Here is a 14,056-nt window from a genome sequence, read left to right as displayed (position 1 = left end):
TTACGCTCCCAACGGTTTGAATCGTAGTTTTCTCAATCCAGCTGAACTCAATTTGGAAATGAGCGCTTGATTTCGCTCCTCAACGCTATCGAACGTTTGCGACATACCGCCGATGGATTCACTTTTAATTCCGGCGTTATTTTGCATTTCAAAGTTTACATACTGAGCGATTACACTTTTTGCGACCGATGGCAATTTTAATTCACCATCGACTAAAAAGTCTTGATTGCATACACATTGGACCCATTCAATAGCTTCTTCCAATACATCTTGTAAGTATTCGTCTTTGGAAGTATCCTCATCAGGTATTTGCAATCGTCTTTTTAACTCATCAAGCGTCATTTTCGCCACCTGCTTGCTTTTTACGAGTTGTTTTAGGCTTTTCGTAAAGTTTATATCCTAACGGTTGGTAAACCACTGTGAAGGCCTTTTCTGTGGCTTCAATGACTTTCCCGTCTTTTTCGATTTTCATAGTATCCCTCCAAAAAATAGAGCGAGCAAATAGCTCACTCATTATGGCGTCGTTACTTCTGGCGTTAATGCTGCAAATGCATCTTCTGAAAGTGTCATAAATCCAACTTGTTGAGTAACTCGTAATGCGAACATATCGCGCTCGAATAAGTTAATTGGATTTCCTTCTGCATCTTGAATCGTTGTTAATGTCGCATCTGTACTGATTGCGTATTCCATGCCTTGCGGAATGCCATAACGAGCCATATCCCAGTTAGCTGCAATCAATAACGCTTTTTCGTAATCCCACGATTTCGAATCAACATATCCGATTGGTAAACCTAGTACTTGGGAAGCGGCTCCTGCATTTGCATCATTGAAAATTGGTAAGCCGTTTTCATCTTTTGCCCCACGCAATTTTTGACGGAAACGACGTGTTGTAGTGAATCCATCAACATCTTTGTCTGCATCCTCTATTAATGCAATAACACCGTTTAGTTCATCATAGAGTTTTCCGATAGAATTCAGGGCGATCTTATTCCCTGAAGATTCGATTCGCTCAAACACAGATACTCCTGTGCCGAATGGCGAATCGACACCGAATAATGCAGCTTGGTCGAATTTAATAGCAAATGCTTCTGCAACTGCCGGGCGGATTTGTGCAAAGAAATCTTTTACAGTGTAATTCAAAAATTCTTTTGACACAGGGATGATGACCCCTAGCTTTTTTGATACCATTTTCGCTTTTAACCATGTTGCTTTGGATGTTTGGATGCGTTCACCCTCGCCTACCCAGTAAGCTCCTGGACCACTTGCTAAATAAGTGAATTCTTTTTCTGGTTTTGCCATAGGTTCGTATTTCGCTAGACGTGTAACCGCTGATTGCGTCATAAACTCTTTTAAGATTAGCGTTCCTTCTTCTTTCGGAACACTTCCACTCACCGCATCTTGTAATAAGATATTTGCTGGATTAAACACATCAAATTGTTGAATGTTTACTTTTAACAAAGATTTTGTTTTCATTTTTCATCTTCCTCCTATTTTCTTAAACTTACTTCGTCCGCCAACGCCGAGATATCCACAGCGCCTGCACCTGAACCGCCTGTTCCATGATCAATTTGACGGCCATAATCTTTAAATCTCGCATTTACGCTTTCTTCGATGATTGAATCTAAATCTTGCTTCAGTTCATCAAGCGTAGAAGCAGTAATGATTTCGTCATCGCCCAAGAAGCGATCGATATATTTTGTTGCAAACTTTGTTGGCAAGCCTTTTTCGGTCGCGTGTTGCAACGCTTTTTCTTTTAATTTAGCGAGTTTGGCTTCTCGCTCTTGCTTTTGAAGTTTTTCTTCAAGTTCACGAATTCGCTTTTGTTCTGGTGTTTCAGTTGGATTTCGTTTCTGAATTTCTTCTTCGATAAGCGCTTCTAAGTTGTTGGCTTTCCATGTTTCGAGTGACTTTGAGAAATGTGCATCTAATTTCGGTTGAAGCACTTTTCTACCTTCGTTTGTTTCCAGAAACTTTTTAACGTTGTCGGCAGTTAAAACATTTGTATTGAAGTACGCTTGCACTTCGTCACTTTGTTTATTTGCTTCCAAATACGCTTTCACTTGTTCGAAAGTGAGTTCCTCAAATTGTTTAATATTAACTGCTAAACGTTGTTTTTTCATTTCTCTCAACATAAATACTCCTCCTTGCCAAGTAGTGCGAGCCTACTTGTCTAATTCAATAATTTTCACTTGTAAATCGTTTGGAAATTGTTCCTCTAATTCTTGTAAATAACGTACAGATGATTGTAGAAGTGTTGAAACTGCAGCACATACAACCGATTTTGTATGGCCTTTCGCCTCGATGCTTAAATAACCATCTGGATTGGTCTTGACTGTTATTTCAGTCATGTTTTTCACCCTTTCTTAATGCCCTTACAGTTGCAATCGCCCCTGCAAGTGCAAGGTAATTGATTAAAATAAATCTCTTTGATGCACTCACCCTCTCAAAACAAAATAAAAATGCCGTATTTCTACGACTTCATTGCCTTCTTAAAATCTTCGAATGTTTGCCGAGCTAGATCATCATTTGTTTTTCCTTCAATCTTCTCAATCTCGTAAACCAAAATGCACCTACAGTTGATGTCATGATGCGCATATCCTGTGTTGCCTGGCGCCTCGCCACGCTCGCCATTTCCTAAGTCGAATAGCTCTTCTACCGGAATTTTTACATTGTCCATCTTCACATGATTCGCTTTGGAAGTTTGGCGAACACGACTGTCCTTCATATTCCGCCACTTTTTCATCATGATGATTCCTTTTTTATTGGCGTATTTCGCGCTGTCTAGAGCCCCGGCTTGCACTACACGATGGGTTTCAGTTCGGGCGACTCGAATTGATTTCTTGTAATCATCGTCAAATACTTGATTTAACTCACTTGCCATTTGCTTGTAAGTGGAACCTCGCACCAACCCTTGCGTTACCGTTTGACGAATCTTATAGATTATCTCTCTACGATTCTTTTCGAGTGTTTCAGAGAGAGTAAGTCCTTTTACTGGGTTGTCGATTGCTCTTTTAATTTGGTCCAGTTTCAATGTTTTGTAGCCGATTTTTTTCATCGTTTCTTTTTCAATCGCCCAGCCCATCCATTCGTAAGAGTACAAATAACTGCTGGACAGCAATATTAATATGGTCGTTTGAGTGTCTTCCGACATTGTGTTGACGTGTTCAATTAACGAATTAATAAACCTCTTCAATCGGTCATATTTCATCATGTCCTCGTAAGTTAGCACACCGTCTTTTTCGTATTTCTCATAGATGGCACCTAATTCAGCTAGTGCTTTTTTTACCAACTCTTTGTACGTTTTGCGAATGGAATTTTCAGTTTTCGAAAGTTCTTTATTTGCCCATTCATCCAGTTTCTTCGCGTACTTCTCCAAATCCATCGTCGTCACCGCCATCCATTAAAGATGGAATATCATCTTGTTCTAATCGACGTTGCTCCAATTCATATTCCACATCATCCACAACCGACAGGGTAGATAATGCTGTTTTCTGCGATGTGATAGCTGTCAATGTAACCGCTGTTTGTGCTTCTTCAAGAAGATTTACCGGGATGTTGCGCTTAAAGCCAAACCAAACCTTTAAGTAGTCATCTTTTTGGCAAATATTACGCTTTGCCCACGCAGAACACAAAACTTTAAATTGATAACGTAAAGCCGCAGTCATTTTGCGTTCCATCGTGATACATTTGTTTTCAAGTGCCATGAGCTTGTATTTCATGGCCACACCAGAAAGGTTGTTGCCGAAATATTCGTCACTGAAATTAACAGATTTCGCAAAACGTAGGATATTTTGCTCCAATCGGTTCAGGTGGTTCTCAATCATCGTATCGTTGATGTCTTTTGTTAAGTATTTGACATCGTCTTTTTCGCCCAGTAACTCGAAAACGCCTGTTTTTTTCAGTTGTTCCAATGCTTCCTCGTCAGCCCCGAGACCGCGAAGCACTAGATATGCCAATCGGTATTGCTCAATCTCATTTGATGCATCTGAAAGAGTGCGGTCGTAAGCATCAATCAAATTGAACACTTTTTCTGCATCAGCCATCATTTCCTCGTTGTTCTGCAACCCATATAACGGGCAATAATCGAATGTATGGAGCTTCTTTTCAATCAGTTTTAATCCATTACCACCGGTTTCAAAAACATAAAAATAAGCGTTATCGTAAAACTCAACACGCTGCACATTATCGTCAATATCAAAATAGCGAATCGCAAATTCCGGTTCCGTGTAATCGGATGGCGAAAAGATAATGGTCTCCCACGGATCAACATTGATAATCCGCTCTTTACCTTCTGTGTCAATGTAAGCCAATCGAGCGCTATATCCGCAAATAGCCGCTTTTTTGCCCCACTCACTATCTTTGTCATCGGTGTTGTTTCGTAAGAGGAACGCTTCTAATTCTTCTTTTAACCTTGTCAGCTTGTCTTTGCTGTTACGGTCAATGTCGTAAGTAATCGGATGCCCAAACATATAGCCGACTTTTGTGTCGACGATTTCTGCATCAAAAGCATTGTTTATTCGATTATTCACTTTATTATCGATACGCTTAATTGTACCAGTTTCAAAATCCTCGTACTCGACCGGTTGACGACGTAAAATCGGCACACCTTCAATAGATGCTTTATATCGCTCGTAAAATAATTTTCTCTTTTCCCGGTCTGCGCTATGTTCTTCGATAGCTTTTTCAATTAACTGAGGATTGGCCCCTTGTTCCCGGAACAATTTCAAATACTTATAGATGTTCATTTATTCACCTTCTTTTTCCCGTGATGATGCGTTTTAGATAATGTGTATAGATTGCATATCTCAAAGCATCTAGCACGTCATCCCATTCTTTTACCGGTTCGTCATTTGATCCCCAAACATATTGGTTTATTTCTTCTTCAAAGCGTTTCACTTTATCTCTTACAATAAATAGTTTACTAGTTTTAAATAAACTTGCGATTTCTTCGATTCCAGCAATAACATTTTTCTTTGCTTCGATTGCACGTAGTTTTTCGCGTCTAAAGCGAGCGATATGCTCTGGTCTAGCAGTATCGCAATAGAAATTGATGTTGCCATAGCGTTCTTTGACGCCCTTTGCGATTTTTACCCATTCATCGATTTCTTTGTGTTGGTACGCATGTTCTTCACAAAGATAAACATTGCCTTCAACATCTTCTGCTAGCACCACAATAGCCCCGTGGTGTTCATAACCCCAGTCAACACCAGCGAAGTATTTAACAATATTCTTTTTCTTGAATTCTTCAAGTGAAATATAGTGTTCTTTTTCGTTGAAGTCCTTGTATATAACACCTTCCGCTGCAACCCAACGACCGTAAATGTCACGGTCCGTGAACATACCGCTTGGTGTTGAAGCTACAATACTTTCAACATATTCTGGATCTAACTGGTCATTGTCAAATAAGGAAAAATGAAATGCACGAATGTTTAATCGACCATTCGCTAAACGCTGACCGTCTTTGTCAATATAATCTTTTTTTACTGGATGCGAAGGATTTTCCGGGTTCGTATCGATAAGCACTTGAGCGCCTGGATAAGAGCAACGAGATATAACCTCTTTGATGAACATATCATGCAGCGCTGTACCCTCATTTAAAAAAGCACCGGCAGCAGTAAAACCGCGGGCCTTTTTCCAAGAGTCCGATTGCGCACCATCGAAGCAATATACTTTGTTTCCAAAAATCGTCACTGCATTGGTCTTATCAAGCTTTAACTCCTTGCCAAGTATCGACTCCATGTCATCCAACACATTGCGGCGAATACTCGCTTGCGTAGCTCCGCCGATAATGAACGAAAGCCCTTTGTTTTCATAGCGTGCAATGAGCATCAAAAAAAGCAGGATTAAGATAAATGTTTTTCCCGCACGTTTCGCTCCGCTGGCAACTAATATTTTCGGTTTCTCATGAATAAAGCTATTCATGACTTCTTTCTGCTTCTTTGTAAGTTCAGCCATTACTCTTCACCAGCCAATTTACGAAGCATTTTAGCGATTTCGCTTTCTTGAGTAGATCCGTCGCTTTTTTGGAGTTTATTAATTTCAGCCTTTGTTTTATCGATTTGAGTTTGCATAAGTTCAAGTCTTAATCGTCGCTCATCATCTTCTGTCGCCATTTCATTAAACTGCTTAATTAAAGAACGCAATTCACTCATTGCTCGAGATTGAGCGTTGAGGAATTGCGCTTGTCGTTCCCATGCGAATTGGAATTCGTATTCGATTTCTTCGCCATCTTCATACATTTTGTGCTTTTTCAATTCTTTAATCATTTCATCCTTGTTCTCAACATACATAATCGATTGAGCACGAATGATTGCAGCGTATTGAATCATGATTTGGTCCCAGATTAAATCGGCTGGACTTTTTTCTTCGAGCATACCCATTAGTTCTAGTGTTTCCTGCGGGATATACTTTGAAAAAAGCCCGTGCTTGGTGGCGTTTTGGTTGCCTTTCGGAGCAGCGCCGCCTTTGTTGCCGACTGCGTTCTTGTTACCTTTTGGTGCTCCCCGTGTTCGTTTCGTAACGTTACTTTTTGATTTGGTAACGTTACTATTTATTTTCTGTTCCCATTTATCTTCGTTTTTCCACTTTCGGATTTGGGAATCAGATACTTCTAATTCTGTTGCAATGTCTTTTAATTTTTTAGATCCGTTGCTATTTTTCCATATTTCAAATGCCTGATCTCGTTTCGGGTTCCTTGGTCTTGCCAAATCACATCACCGCCACCCCCGTTAATTTTGAGTTTGTTTTGGGCAAAAGAAAAAGCGCCTAATTTCTCGGCGCTTACATTACAGGAAATGGTCCGAACAACATCTTTAAACCTGTAATAAAAACTTGTAATCCATAATCTACACTTTTTTCTTTACTCTGTTTTTTAACTTCGTTTAATAGAGCTTCATATAAATTAGATGGTTCAGCTTTAGATAAAATTCCTTTTAATTCTTCTTGAATTTTTATGGCTATTCGGATTTTCGTGTTGAAATTTAGATTATGTTAATTCATATCAAAATCGGATTATCGTGTTGATACATCCATAAATCAATGGTAAAATTATCTTAGTAAGAGGGGTGATATCAGCCTTGAACGAATTGCGTGGAAAAAAGATAAGAATCATATCTTCCGATCATCCTCAAAATTGGTATTCCGATAAGATCGGGCAAGAATTCATTGTTCAAAGCGAATGCAGTCGTAATCGGAATAATTTAATTGTTAGAACAACTATCGAGCAAGCTGGATGGAAATATGGTTGGGTAAACAAAAATGACTGCATATTCATTTAATCACAAAAGAGGTGATTCAATGGGACTTATTCATAAAAGCAGAAACCATAGTCAGGTGCAACTGATGATTAGTCGAATACTTCAGTATGCAAAAAAACAAAAAGAGTTAAATCAGCCTGCAACAATATTTGTAACAAAAAATACTACAGAATCGTATCACATTGACTATCTTAAGGATGTCCTTGAACGAAATGGATTTATTGTTAGCCTTTCAGAAGGATACAATCACATCAATGTTGATATTAGTTGGTAGGAGACGCTGAATGAACATACTCAACCTCCCAAACTTCAATGTTCTTGATGTAAAAGAAACAGAAGATGATTATCAAATTCTGGTGGAGAGCGTTTCTCCACCTTCTATGTGCATTCACTGTGGATTCGCGGACCTTCAACGATTCGGAACAAAGAAACAGTTTTTCTACGATACACCGATGCACGGCAAGCGTGTTGGCATCACGGTAAACCGTCAGCGTTACCGATGCAAGAACTGCGGTTCCACATTCTTTGAAAATTTGTGGGATATGGACGATAAGCGGATGGCAACGGTTCGCCTGGTCGAGTATATCCAAAAGCAGTCATTAAATCGAACTTTCACAAGCATTGCCGTTGAAGTCGGCATGGATGAAAAGACCATCCGCAACATATTCCGCGATTACGTTAGTTTCCTTGCCGAAACGGTAAAGTTTGAAACACCACGGTTTCTTGGCATTGATGAGATCCATATCCTTAAAAAACCACGTTGTGTTGTCGCTAACATCGAAGAAAATACGATAATCGATTTACTTGTTAACCGTAACAAAGAAACGGTCATACGCTACCTGATGAATCTGCCTAACAAGGAGAAAATTCAGTACGTTGCAATGGACATGTGGCAACCATACAGGGAAGCTGTGAACGATGTGCTTCCAAAAGCTAAAATCATCGTAGACAAGTTTCACGTTGTCCGCATGGCTAACACCGCCTTAGAAGACATTCGCAAGGCACACCGCAAGAGCATCGAACCCAAACAACGTAGACAGCTTATGCGTGACCGCTACGTGTTGTTGAAAAGGTATCATGATCTTACGCCACAGGATATGCTGTTGCTGGACTTATGGACGGCGAACTTTCCCAAGCTGAAAATGGCGTATGACCTCAAAGAAGACTTCTTCAAAATATGGGATAGCAAAAGCCGTGTTGAAGCTTACGACAAGTACCAGCAATGGGTTGCAAGCATTCCTGATGAGATGAAAGCGGCATTCAGGCCAATTGTTACAGCTATCAAGAACTGGGAAGAAGAAGTATTCAATTACTTCGATCATCCCATCACAAACGCCTATACGGAGTCGCTGAACAACCTTGTGCGTGTGATCAACCGTTTGGGCCGTGGGTACAGTTTCGACGCTCTGAGAGCCAAGATACTGTTCACGGAAGGCTTTCCGAAACAAAAGGTAAATGGTCACTCCAAGAAGTCGCAAATGCGTGGTTTTGGATACCTGATGCAACGACCAAGCGAAGTCCTTTGGAGTTCAGATCAAACGTACCTTGGAGTGCCAATTTCAACACTGATTAGTGCTATCGAAGAGGGGTTGATTTAACCCCTTTTCAACACACTAATCCGAATACCCATTTTTATTAAATTTCCTTCTGTAATATTCAAATTATTTTGTATTATTTTTTCTAAATTAATAAGACCATCCAATATCTTTTTAGTATCTTCGTTGATGTTTTTTAATAATTTATTTCTTTCTGTTTCTCGTTCTTCTCTTTCTCTTAAAGTTTCCCTAACCTTTTGTAGATTTTCCTCTAATTTCCTATTACTCTCGGCGCTTATTCTATTAAATGGCCCTAATGGATCAAACAATTTTATCCCCCCCTCCCGCCAACATATTTCGACGAAAAAGGGGAAAATTCCTTCTTTTTGTGCATACCCTCAACAGCAAGCACTATCAATATCGAGCGAAGGGGTCACACTCGGGATAATGCTCGCTGTTCAAGATGCGTTATTCTGGTAACGCTTTGATTTTCCCGCCACACTCACACGTATTCTTGTATGTCGTCCGTATTTCATTTCTTTTCTCGTCGAATTCTTGCTTCTCGATGCTTGCTGGACGTCCGCATTTTTCGCATTTGATTGTGTATTGCATAACTCTCACCTCGCAAAAAAAGAAAAAGCAACCGAAAATCTCGGCTGCTTTCTTGTTTGGATTACACACCCTCATTGATCTTTTTTGGGATTTCCGCAAATTCATCGAATCTTGTCATTTAGCATATTTTTGTTTTTGGGGTAAAAATAGTAGCAAAACGAAACTTGTGTTTTATTGATTTATTATGGCAATGATTCGCCGAAGCGGTTTTCCACGCCGCCCCGGACCTACCTCATATTTTACAGTTGGAAAATAATAGCTGTCACCTTTGTTAAAAGTGTTAAATTTGGTAAGTTTGGAAAGACACCTATTTCAACATACTTTCGATAATCGATTCTTTGATGTTTTTAATAGATACATGACTTAACGCCATGTGCTGCCCAATCCAACGCATCGATTTGCCTTCTAAGAGCCAATATAATACCTCCGCTTCTCTCGGCTCCGTTACTTTGTCCACGCGCTTTTGCACTTCTTGGATTTTGTAAATATATTCATTGATTCGTTTTAAATGTTTGTTTCTTCTCACGACCTCTGCGAACACTACATCGCTTGTCTGCCCACTTGCTTTTGGCAACGTAGCTTCAATGCCATATTGAGCGATTTTTGCGCCTTTGTATCCAAATTCCATTTGCAACTGTTCTACGGTGTTGATCATCCATCTATAATCTTTAATCCACTGATCTAACTTTTCTTTCGTAATCTGCACTTTACCCATAGGTCCGCCCTCCTATGCTATAATGGAGTTGAGTTGTTAGCTAGGAGGGTAAGCTGTGGCTGCGGGTTGAAGTGTGGCCACAGCTTTTTTTCGTTATCAACTTAACTTCATGAATACTAACCAATGAGTTTTGCTTCTCTTATTGCCGAATAATGGCTTTTTATCAAAGCATTTTAATACTTCTTTAAGCGGTATTTGTTCCTCATTCCACTTAAATATTAATGTTCCGTTCGGTTTTAAAACTCTCATACATTCTTTAAACCCTTTTGCTAAATCATCACGCCAATTTTCGTCTAACTTCCCATACTTTTTGGCCAACCATGAATTTTCTCCAACCTTTATTAAATGAGGCGGATCAAAAACAACCAAATAGAAGCTGTTATCTTCGAAAGGCATGTTGCGAAAATCCGCAATAATATCAGGATTTATATTCAAAGCACGACCATCACATAAGGTTGTACTTAACCGGCGATTATCCATGTACAGCACATCTTCATTTTCCTTATCAAACCAAAACATTTTACTTCCACAACAAGCATCTAAAATCTTGGCCATAATCTCCCTCCTCTACTTCGCATTTTGGTTCAATTACATCATAATTTCTTCGAAGTGCGACATATTAGTTTCCGCAAAATCCTTCGCATTCATTGAGAAACATATCAATATCCATTTGATTTTCTTGAAAATCTATTTCATCTAACGGTTTTCCAGATCGATGGAGATAGGCTTTTCCTTCGAATTGTGGTAGATTTCTGACCAACTTATCAATCTTCACTGCATCATCAAATTCTTTTCTGTTATGAAGTTTCATTTCTCGCCACATTTCATCGTCATGAAACGGACATCCGATACAGGAAGATTTAGCCGGTGTTCCCAAACCAAGTCGTTCTACATAGGCAATACATGCGCTTCGATCCATATTGAGTATATCCACTAAAGGATGTTCTGCTTTTTGCCAATTTACTCGACTAGGTTTTACTCTTTGAATTTCATCAGTACTTATGCCTTTCCAAAGATGAACAATTTCTTTCACTCTTTCTTTTGGTTTATAGCCTAATAATTTACGTATCTCACGATTAATCGGCAGTATTTTATATTCACTTGTACATTGCCTTCTAGCCATTCCGATTTCCCCGTTTTTGTTTTTGATGAAGAACGGCATACTAGCCAATCTTTTTCCGTTCTTTGCACTTTTTACAATGTCATCTCGAATATTTCCGTTACTTGTGAATACAATCTCTTTACCGTATTTATCTTTAATGTATTTATTGATTTTTAAAACCCAATCATACACATATTGTGGTTCCCATCCTGTATCGCTGAAAATGATAAAATCCGGAATTACGCCGTTAATTTCTCCCTCTAAAGCTAGTAGTAGTAAAGCTGTGGATTGCGTGCCGCCGCCATATGAAAGTACATGAATGTGTTTTTTACCATCGCTATATTCTTTTTGGATCATTTCATTCCCGTCCTTACCTTTGGTATCATTTCTCCTCCTAAATGCTTGCAATCATTCCCCATCCTGCTACTACATTTCCGGAACAAGCGACAGCGTGTCATGCACGCCATCAGCTTGTCCTCACGAATCATCCATGCCGGACGATCGTCAATGATCATGACTTGCATTTCTCAATCACCCCTAAATAATCTAGTAAAATACCATTCTTGCTCTTTACCAAATCGCATTCAGTCATAAAGTACTCATAAGGTACGCTCTTTCTACCGCCCTCATTTGCCTTTCTAAGCCATTTTTCTAACTCTGAAAGGGAAAGTATATAGACTTCATTTTTTTTCGCAAATTCGACGAGTATGAAGCTGATACCGCCATTGTCTTGCCAGCGTTTCAAAAACTTGAATTGATGATCTTCTATGTTTGAGAGAGGGAAGCGTGTCCTCTCTCTCGTGCTTTTTGCGTCGAATGCAATTGCCCGTCCGTTATAGCAACCGATAAAGTCAACTGTACTTTTCTTTTCTGGAATAGCCCTACTTGCTTTCGTTTTACGGTCATAAAAGACTTTCCAGGGCACTGGCACCTTCTGAATAGTCGCAATGCCTTTTTGTGCATATTGAACATTCGTTCGTTCAATCAGATGTTCAAAGCTCATACCTCGATTCGCATAACTGACTGCCATTCCATCACCCTCAATAACCAGATTCCTGACGTTCATGGTTGATTGCATTTTTTTGGAGATATGCCGCCTCGATCTGTTCCCAAGTGAAGCCGAGCATTTCGCCTAATCCGATAAAACAAGCAAATAAATGTTCATACATTTCTCTAGGCACTTCGTCATTAACTGTTTTTTGGAAATGTATGTTATAAATTGTTCCGAAACATTTGATAAATTGGTTAGTAGTAGTCGTTTCTTTAACTTTCCAAACATCAATATCTGTAAAATTTAATTCCAACCCAATTGATAAGATAAAATGCAAACAATCGACGAACTCTTCAAGCAGTGGGTTTTTCGAATCATCGTCACCTGTTCCATCACAATACTCACAAGGTTCACTGCACTCTTGTAAAGTTCCGTTATCATAAGAACCAGTAAAATAAATGTCGTTCCCTAGACCGTCGCACATTTCACACTTATCTGTTGTTCTCGGCTCTTGGTCATGGCTCCAAAACTTGAAACCTCGCCAGCAATTTGCGAGTTCGCCGAGTTCAACTTGCAACGCTAGAATCTTTTTTGCAAGACGATCTTCACCTTCTTGCACTGGATGTTCTTGTTCGATGTGCGCATCGAGTTTGGCTTGCATTTCAAACAACTTTTGCAGATTCATTTCGATTCTCCTTTGCTAACCAGCGTTTTTCGACTAGAATTTGATATGGTTTTGAATCAGCTTCGAAATATTTCATTTCACTTACCTCTACATAACCATATTGCTTGTGGCGTTCGATCTCCTTTTCTAATTCTCGTTTTGTTCGACCTTTAAGAATTTTTCTTTTGTGGTTGATTCCTAATAGTTCCATTTTTATCACCTCGCTAAAACGGTAAGTTATCATCGATATCATCCGGAAGCGAACTGTATCCACTAAACGGGGCATTATTCGGCTGATTTTGACCTCTGTAGGCGTTTTGATTGCTAGATTGATAGTTTGTATTACCTTGATAATTTGGAGCCGAATTTGGGCTATTCTGTACATTTTCCGAACGATAATCTAAGAACTCTATACTATTTGCTACTACTTCTGTTGTATAAATTCTTTGCCCCTGTTGATTTTCATAGCTACCTGTTTGAATTCGACCCGTGATTGCTATGCGATTGCCTTTCTTTTGATAGTCCACTAGATTCTGCGCCAATTTATCGAATGCGATACAACTAATAAAATCCGCTTCATCCTTTTTCATTCGGTTAACTGCTAAAGTGAATCTACAAACTGACAATCCGTTTGGTGTCATACGTAGTTCTGGATCCTTCGTCAGCCTACCAATTAATTGAACTTGATTCATCTTCTTTTCCGCTCCTTCATGTACTGCCACTCGGCACCGATTAAAAATGCGAATCCCCAGCCAAGAACCGATAAACTCAAGATGTTCATTACGTTACTCACGCAATCTCACCCCTGCTATATTTCTGTAATATCCATCCGTCCTGGAGCATAGCTTGTACTAGCGGCCTGAAGTTAGGTACAACAGCAGTGACCTCCACGCCCTGCTCGTATCTAACAAATTCCACAAACTCACGGAAATCTAGGATGTTATGTATCTCTTGCTGCACTTGTTTCTTGATAGATTTCCGTTTTGAAGCTACTGGAATACCATGTTTGTTTACTTGCATATCAAGCACCTGCCTTAACCCTTGCTGTTGCAAGTGCGTATTTTAAATCGCGATCAGATAATTCTTGTACCGGTTTGCCCTCTACTTGCTTGATGCCCAAAAGTCTAAGTTGCTCGGTGTAGAAAGCTCGCTTGAATTTGCTTATCATACATCTCACTCCT

At 39.5% G+C, this 14,056-nt stretch carries 21 protein-coding genes; 2 read left to right on the top strand and 19 right to left on the bottom strand.

Features of this window, described 5'->3' with window-relative positions; genetic code table 11:
- The 9 genes from ACFPOH_RS07245 to terS form a co-directional block, all read right to left on the bottom strand.
- On the bottom strand, window positions 1-342 hold the full coding sequence (locus tag ACFPOH_RS07245; RefSeq protein WP_390309253.1) for a phage head-tail connector protein: 342 nt from the start codon (window positions 340-342) through the stop codon (window positions 1-3).
- Window positions 332-472: a hypothetical protein gene (locus ACFPOH_RS07240; RefSeq protein ID WP_390309252.1), complete on the bottom strand. Its 141-nt coding sequence runs from the start codon at window positions 470-472 to the stop codon at window positions 332-334. Before ACFPOH_RS07240 ends, ACFPOH_RS07245 begins: the two co-directional genes overlap by 11 nt.
- A gap of 41 nt (window positions 473-513) precedes the next feature.
- Window positions 514-1,473, bottom strand: a complete 960-nt coding sequence (locus ACFPOH_RS07235; protein WP_390309251.1) for a phage major capsid protein — start codon at window positions 1,471-1,473, stop codon at window positions 514-516.
- A gap of 14 nt (window positions 1,474-1,487) precedes the next feature.
- Window positions 1,488-2,132 carry a DUF4355 domain-containing protein gene (locus tag ACFPOH_RS07230; protein WP_390309249.1) on the bottom strand — a complete coding sequence of 215 codons (645 nt, stop codon included), beginning with the start codon at window positions 2,130-2,132 and terminating at the stop codon, window positions 1,488-1,490.
- A 30-nt stretch (window positions 2,133-2,162) separates the two neighbouring features.
- On the bottom strand, window positions 2,163-2,348 hold the full coding sequence (locus ACFPOH_RS07225) for a ribosomal-processing cysteine protease Prp (RefSeq protein WP_390309247.1): 186 nt from the start codon (window positions 2,346-2,348) through the stop codon (window positions 2,163-2,165).
- Window positions 2,349-2,470: 122 nt separating this feature from the next.
- Window positions 2,471-3,382, bottom strand: a complete 912-nt coding sequence (locus ACFPOH_RS07220) for a phage minor head protein (RefSeq protein ID WP_390309246.1) — start codon at window positions 3,380-3,382, stop codon at window positions 2,471-2,473.
- Window positions 3,348-4,739, bottom strand: coding sequence for a phage portal protein (locus ACFPOH_RS07215; RefSeq protein WP_390309292.1), 1,392 nt, complete (start codon window positions 4,737-4,739; stop codon window positions 3,348-3,350). Before ACFPOH_RS07215 ends, ACFPOH_RS07220 begins: the two co-directional genes overlap by 35 nt.
- Before the next feature lie 10 nt (window positions 4,740-4,749).
- Window positions 4,750-5,955, bottom strand: coding sequence for a PBSX family phage terminase large subunit (locus tag ACFPOH_RS07210; protein WP_390309244.1), 1,206 nt, complete (start codon window positions 5,953-5,955; stop codon window positions 4,750-4,752).
- On the bottom strand, window positions 5,955-6,707 hold the full coding sequence (terS, locus tag ACFPOH_RS07205) for a phage terminase small subunit (RefSeq protein ID WP_390309243.1): 753 nt from the start codon (window positions 6,705-6,707) through the stop codon (window positions 5,955-5,957). The genes ACFPOH_RS07210 and terS overlap by 1 nt, the downstream gene beginning before the upstream one ends.
- 589 nt (window positions 6,708-7,296) lie before the next feature.
- Between terS and ACFPOH_RS07200 the strand changes: the two genes are divergently transcribed.
- On the top strand, window positions 7,297-7,530 hold the full coding sequence (locus tag ACFPOH_RS07200; RefSeq protein ID WP_390309241.1) for a hypothetical protein: 234 nt from the start codon (window positions 7,297-7,299) through the stop codon (window positions 7,528-7,530).
- A gap of 10 nt (window positions 7,531-7,540) precedes the next feature.
- On the top strand, window positions 7,541-8,854 hold the full coding sequence (locus ACFPOH_RS07195; protein WP_390309239.1) for an ISL3 family transposase: 1,314 nt from the start codon (window positions 7,541-7,543) through the stop codon (window positions 8,852-8,854).
- Here the strand turns inward: ACFPOH_RS07195 and ACFPOH_RS07190 are convergent.
- The 10 genes from ACFPOH_RS07190 to ACFPOH_RS07145 all read right to left on the bottom strand — a co-directional run bounded on the left by ACFPOH_RS07190 (window position 8,851) and on the right by ACFPOH_RS07145 (window position 14,043).
- Window positions 8,851-9,120 carry a hypothetical protein gene (locus ACFPOH_RS07190; protein WP_390309237.1) on the bottom strand — a complete coding sequence of 90 codons (270 nt, stop codon included), beginning with the start codon at window positions 9,118-9,120 and terminating at the stop codon, window positions 8,851-8,853. The genes ACFPOH_RS07195 and ACFPOH_RS07190 overlap by 4 nt on opposite strands.
- A 139-nt stretch (window positions 9,121-9,259) precedes the next feature.
- Window positions 9,260-9,403 carry a hypothetical protein gene (locus tag ACFPOH_RS07185; protein ID WP_390309235.1) on the bottom strand — a complete coding sequence of 48 codons (144 nt, stop codon included), beginning with the start codon at window positions 9,401-9,403 and terminating at the stop codon, window positions 9,260-9,262.
- Between the two features lie 307 nt (window positions 9,404-9,710).
- Entirely contained in the window at window positions 9,711-10,118 is a 408-nt protein-coding gene (locus ACFPOH_RS07180; RefSeq protein WP_390309234.1) for a helix-turn-helix transcriptional regulator, read from the bottom strand.
- Window positions 10,119-10,214: 96 nt separating this feature from the next.
- Complete coding sequence (locus tag ACFPOH_RS07175) at window positions 10,215-10,673, bottom strand: SAM-dependent methyltransferase (RefSeq protein WP_390309232.1); 459 nt, start codon at window positions 10,671-10,673, stop codon at window positions 10,215-10,217.
- A 64-nt stretch (window positions 10,674-10,737) separates the two neighbouring features.
- Window positions 10,738-11,628: an adenine nucleotide alpha hydrolase family protein gene (locus tag ACFPOH_RS07170; RefSeq protein WP_390309230.1), complete on the bottom strand. Its 891-nt coding sequence runs from the start codon at window positions 11,626-11,628 to the stop codon at window positions 10,738-10,740.
- A 103-nt stretch (window positions 11,629-11,731) separates the two neighbouring features.
- Entirely contained in the window at window positions 11,732-12,250 is a 519-nt protein-coding gene (recU, locus tag ACFPOH_RS07165; RefSeq protein ID WP_390309229.1) for a Holliday junction resolvase RecU, read from the bottom strand.
- Window positions 12,251-12,260: 10 nt separating this feature from the next.
- Window positions 12,261-12,896, bottom strand: a complete 636-nt coding sequence (locus tag ACFPOH_RS07160) for a dUTP diphosphatase (protein ID WP_390309226.1) — start codon at window positions 12,894-12,896, stop codon at window positions 12,261-12,263.
- Window positions 12,874-13,086, bottom strand: coding sequence for a hypothetical protein (locus ACFPOH_RS07155; RefSeq protein WP_390309224.1), 213 nt, complete (start codon window positions 13,084-13,086; stop codon window positions 12,874-12,876). Before ACFPOH_RS07155 ends, ACFPOH_RS07160 begins: the two co-directional genes overlap by 23 nt.
- 13 nt (window positions 13,087-13,099) lie before the next feature.
- Window positions 13,100-13,567 carry a single-stranded DNA-binding protein gene (locus ACFPOH_RS07150; RefSeq protein ID WP_390309222.1) on the bottom strand — a complete coding sequence of 156 codons (468 nt, stop codon included), beginning with the start codon at window positions 13,565-13,567 and terminating at the stop codon, window positions 13,100-13,102.
- Between the two features lie 329 nt (window positions 13,568-13,896).
- Window positions 13,897-14,043, bottom strand: a complete 147-nt coding sequence (locus ACFPOH_RS07145; RefSeq protein ID WP_390309221.1) for a hypothetical protein — start codon at window positions 14,041-14,043, stop codon at window positions 13,897-13,899.
- Window positions 14,044-14,056 lie beyond the last annotated feature (13 nt).

The sequence above is a fragment of the Ureibacillus suwonensis genome (assembly GCF_042655065.1).
In the GTDB taxonomy this organism is placed as follows: domain Bacteria; phylum Bacillota; class Bacilli; order Bacillales_A; family Planococcaceae; genus Ureibacillus; species Ureibacillus suwonensis.
This window is presented reverse-complemented; position numbering and strand designations above follow the sequence as displayed.

What these genes read in the sequence shown, in the direction of transcription:
- ACFPOH_RS07245 (WP_390309253.1), bottom strand. Translation starts at nt 342, where the DNA reads ATGACGCTTGATGAGTTAAAAAGACGATTGCAAATACCTGATGAGGAT.
- ACFPOH_RS07240 (WP_390309252.1), bottom strand. Translation starts at nt 472, where the DNA reads ATGAAAATCGAAAAAGACGGGAAAGTCATTGAAGCCACAGAAAAGGCC.
- ACFPOH_RS07235 (WP_390309251.1), bottom strand. Translation starts at nt 1,473, where the DNA reads ATGAAAACAAAATCTTTGTTAAAAGTAAACATTCAACAATTTGATGTG.
- ACFPOH_RS07230 (WP_390309249.1), bottom strand. Translation starts at nt 2,132, where the DNA reads ATGTTGAGAGAAATGAAAAAACAACGTTTAGCAGTTAATATTAAACAA.
- ACFPOH_RS07225 (WP_390309247.1), bottom strand. Translation starts at nt 2,348, where the DNA reads ATGACTGAAATAACAGTCAAGACCAATCCAGATGGTTATTTAAGCATC.
- ACFPOH_RS07220 (WP_390309246.1), bottom strand. Translation starts at nt 3,382, where the DNA reads ATGGATTTGGAGAAGTACGCGAAGAAACTGGATGAATGGGCAAATAAA.
- ACFPOH_RS07210 (WP_390309244.1), bottom strand. Translation starts at nt 5,955, where the DNA reads ATGGCTGAACTTACAAAGAAGCAGAAAGAAGTCATGAATAGCTTTATT.
- ACFPOH_RS07200 (WP_390309241.1), top strand. Translation starts at nt 7,297, where the DNA reads ATGGGACTTATTCATAAAAGCAGAAACCATAGTCAGGTGCAACTGATG.
- ACFPOH_RS07195 (WP_390309239.1), top strand. Translation starts at nt 7,541, where the DNA reads ATGAACATACTCAACCTCCCAAACTTCAATGTTCTTGATGTAAAAGAA.
- ACFPOH_RS07185 (WP_390309235.1), bottom strand. Translation starts at nt 9,403, where the DNA reads ATGCAATACACAATCAAATGCGAAAAATGCGGACGTCCAGCAAGCATC.
- ACFPOH_RS07180 (WP_390309234.1), bottom strand. Translation starts at nt 10,118, where the DNA reads ATGGGTAAAGTGCAGATTACGAAAGAAAAGTTAGATCAGTGGATTAAA.
- ACFPOH_RS07175 (WP_390309232.1), bottom strand. Translation starts at nt 10,673, where the DNA reads ATGGCCAAGATTTTAGATGCTTGTTGTGGAAGTAAAATGTTTTGGTTT.
- recU (WP_390309229.1), bottom strand. Translation starts at nt 12,250, where the DNA reads ATGGCAGTCAGTTATGCGAATCGAGGTATGAGCTTTGAACATCTGATT.
- ACFPOH_RS07160 (WP_390309226.1), bottom strand. Translation starts at nt 12,896, where the DNA reads ATGAATCTGCAAAAGTTGTTTGAAATGCAAGCCAAACTCGATGCGCAC.
- ACFPOH_RS07155 (WP_390309224.1), bottom strand. Translation starts at nt 13,086, where the DNA reads ATGGAACTATTAGGAATCAACCACAAAAGAAAAATTCTTAAAGGTCGA.
- ACFPOH_RS07150 (WP_390309222.1), bottom strand. Translation starts at nt 13,567, where the DNA reads ATGAATCAAGTTCAATTAATTGGTAGGCTGACGAAGGATCCAGAACTA.
- ACFPOH_RS07145 (WP_390309221.1), bottom strand. Translation starts at nt 14,043, where the DNA reads ATGATAAGCAAATTCAAGCGAGCTTTCTACACCGAGCAACTTAGACTT.